This window comes from Endozoicomonas sp. ONNA2, from assembly GCF_024606365.1.
In the GTDB taxonomy this organism is placed as follows: domain Bacteria; phylum Pseudomonadota; class Gammaproteobacteria; order Pseudomonadales; family Endozoicomonadaceae; genus Endozoicomonas.
The window spans coordinates 1-2,810 of the sequence record NZ_JAHHPO010001062.1 but is presented as its reverse complement, the minus strand read 5'-3'; the positions used below and the strand labels follow the sequence as shown (position 1 = coordinate 2,810).

The following is a 2,810-nucleotide window of genomic DNA, read 5'->3' as shown; positions in this document are numbered from 1 at the left end:
TTTCCCTCTAACCCTTGATATCATTGATGGTAATCAATTTATCGGGAATTGCTGATGCCATTCTTTCCGGTGAATCCCTGATCGGCGAACAACCTTTTGGTGTGGTGTTGGCCGATGACCTGTGCATTAACCCGGATGGCCCCGGCGTGCTGGCGCAAATGGCGCAACTCTACAAACAGTTCCGTTGCTCCATTGTAGCGGTGATGGAAGTGCCGGAAGATCAAGTGCACAAGTACGGCGTGATTGCCGGGCAAACCATTTCCGATGACCTGATCCGTGTGGAAACTATGGTGGAAAAACCCGCCAGGGAAGATGCCCCCAGTAACCTGGCCATTATTGGCCGTTATATTCTGACCCCGGATATTTTTGACCTGATCAGAAACACCCAACCCGGCAAGGGCGGTGAGATCCAGATCACCGATGCCCTGATGGCTCAGGCTCAGCGCGGTTGCGTGCTGGCTTATAAATTCAAGGGCAGACGTTTTGACTGCGGCAGTATTGAAGGTTTTATCGAAGCGACCAACTATTGCTACGATAAGCTTTATGCCCGTTGAACAATCAATGAAAGGCTGGTTGAACCAGCGGGTTACCCACCTGCTCGCTATTCCCGCCTTCGCCCGGCAAGCGCTGTTCTTTATTGCCCTGGCCTTTACCTTCTTTATGTCGGTGATCCTCGGCGAGGCGGATCCTACAGCTTTTATCAATGATAAACTCAAACATGCCATCACCTTTATGGTACTTTTTGCACTGTTTGATCTGGCCTATCCCAATCAGCCAGCCGCTTGGTGGAAGCTACTATGCCTGCTGGCTTTTGGGATATTTATTGAACTGTGCCAGAAGATGACCGGGTACCGGAGCTTCAGTTTTGGGGATATTCTGGCCGATGGGGTGGGGATTTTAGGGTATCTTGGTTTGTATGGGCTGTATCAGGGCAGAATTTGACCATTAAGACGACCATAAAAATGGTTAGCCGAAAATCTGACCGCAGGAAAAAGGTTGTCCATGCCGAGGCCATTGAAACCGGCAAGGATGATTATATTATCCGGGCGCACTTTACGGATTAAATTTAACCCCACACGCTCGCACAATAAAACTCCTTCGATGGGTATGAATAATGACCAAACACAATCCTGAGCCACTGGCCAAAATAGTAACCCATGCTCTCACTGATATAACCCTGGGTAGATTGCATGAGCTTGACCAGGGGGAGATAGATGCTTTGCTCCATGAGTATGGACAAACGGAACTTTATGGATACCGAACAAACCCTTGAGATTATCTCAGCAACCAACAGTGTCAGTACCCTGAGGTCGTTGTGCCAGTTCCTGCAGGACAAGTGGGTTTATTTTTATGTGATCGATGATGGCAGCTTTGTGGATGCCGTAGGGATTGAAGAACTGGTATTCACCAGCAAAAAACGCCCGGTGAACATTCCCACCGTTTATGTAAACGACCTTCACAATGCCGTCCTTTACATTCATAAGTCGACAGCTATCGAGCGCATCAAGCCAGAATATCGAATCGGTCAGATGAAAGGCGATAAGGCGTATAAAATGTTTCTCGGTGAGGAATCGATAACTGGCATGATTATCCAGGGGCACGACGCCTGGCTCTCATTTCCGGTTTCTTACCTGGAAGAGCTGCAAACTGCCGAAGCCTGACCTCCATAATTTAACGAACCATTATATGACGACAACTAACACCATCCCCGAAGCCCCATCCATTACCAATGAACGACAGTACATTGAGTGGTTTGTGCAATACAGTGACAAGCTGGCAGAGCTGAGAAGCCTGGCAGGCCGTTATGCGGAAGGTGACCGGCTGGCGGCCTTTGTTGCTGAACATGCGGACCGTGGTATGAGCCTGCTGGAAATGCACCCGGACCAGGACTCACTGTTTGAGCGGGTTTCGTTTATGTCGGAAGACACCTGGGCAAAATTGAAGAAGGTGCTGGCAGAGTATGGTGGGCTGGCAAACTGTCCTGAGCCCCAGAGGGTGTTATTGGTTGGACTGGTGATTCATATCATGATTGGGGTGGAGGTGTTGGAGATGAAGTATCTGCATCCTGAGGCGGGGCGGTTGGTGCCGGAGATTTGGTAGTTATGAAAACCCAGGATTTACTGAAAATCACAGTAACCAGTGAGCTAAACACTGCCATCAATAGCATGAAAACCAAGGAGCACGAAAAGCATGCCCGGAAACTGGCGAAGATGGTCAACCTTTGTTACGAAGAAGCCTTGCTGAAGGCTGGATCAATCGTCATTAAGGCGGAAGATATCAAAGCGGAAGGTACGGATATTATCAGATCATTTATGGAGCCGGTGTACGATCATTTTCTGCAAAACTCCATTGAAGCGTTCAGAGAGGAAGATTATGCCTTATTGCGTGCAAGCAACCCGGCACAGGCTCATCTGAGGAGCGAGGATCTGAAGCCCACCAAAGAGTACTTGCTTATGCGGACTAAACGGGATTCAGCCCTTTTTATTCTCTGTGCACTGCTGCTGGTGATTAACGGAACAAGAACCAACCTGTTTGTGAATTTGGACGGGATCAGGACTGAGATTAAAAATGCGCAGGCATTCAACCGAAAGGCACAGGTTGAGGCAGAGCCACTAACCTCATTCAGTGGCCCTGACGTGCAGGGGTTATGATGACTGTGGATCGTCTTCGGAGTGGTCAATGCTGTCCAGTTGACTGTGCTGAGAACCGAATATTTGGTTTAGTTCACGCAGTAAAATTTCTCTATCAACGCCTCTGAGCAGGGCGATAGAATCGGCCTTACGATCGTTCCAATCAAGGCTAATTTAAAC

At 48.8% G+C, this 2,810-nt stretch carries 6 protein-coding genes and 1 pseudogene; all 7 read left to right on the top strand.

Annotation, left to right across the window (positions count from 1 at the left end):
- Positions 1 to 50: 50 nt before the first annotated feature.
- Positions 51 to 554, top strand: a pseudogene (locus KDK14_RS18885) (UTP--glucose-1-phosphate uridylyltransferase); the annotation flags it as partial.
- Positions 544 to 942 carry a VanZ family protein gene (locus tag KDK14_RS18880; protein ID WP_257266758.1) on the top strand — a complete coding sequence of 133 codons (399 nt, stop codon included), beginning with the start codon at positions 544 to 546 and terminating at the stop codon, positions 940 to 942. The pseudogene KDK14_RS18885 and the gene KDK14_RS18880, both read left to right, overlap by 11 nt.
- Complete coding sequence (locus KDK14_RS18875) at positions 939 to 1,064, top strand: hypothetical protein (protein WP_257266757.1); 126 nt, start codon at positions 939 to 941, stop codon at positions 1,062 to 1,064. Before KDK14_RS18880 ends, KDK14_RS18875 begins: the two co-directional genes overlap by 4 nt.
- A gap of 50 nt (positions 1,065 to 1,114) precedes the next feature.
- Positions 1,115 to 1,273 (top strand): hypothetical protein, encoded by a 159-nt coding sequence (locus KDK14_RS18870; RefSeq protein ID WP_257266756.1) that lies wholly within the window; start codon positions 1,115 to 1,117, stop codon positions 1,271 to 1,273.
- Positions 1,251 to 1,661, top strand: a complete 411-nt coding sequence (locus KDK14_RS18865; RefSeq protein WP_257266755.1) for a hypothetical protein — start codon at positions 1,251 to 1,253, stop codon at positions 1,659 to 1,661. The genes KDK14_RS18870 and KDK14_RS18865 overlap by 23 nt, the downstream gene beginning before the upstream one ends.
- Positions 1,662 to 1,686: 25 nt before the next feature.
- The gene (locus KDK14_RS18860; protein WP_257266753.1) at positions 1,687 to 2,100 is read left to right on the top strand and encodes a hypothetical protein; all 414 of its coding nucleotides are present in this window, start codon (positions 1,687 to 1,689) and stop codon (positions 2,098 to 2,100) included.
- A 2-nt stretch (positions 2,101 to 2,102) separates the two neighbouring features.
- Positions 2,103 to 2,651: a hypothetical protein gene (locus KDK14_RS18855; RefSeq protein ID WP_257266752.1), complete on the top strand. Its 549-nt coding sequence runs from the start codon at positions 2,103 to 2,105 to the stop codon at positions 2,649 to 2,651.
- The last annotated feature ends 159 nt before the right edge of the window (positions 2,652 to 2,810 follow it).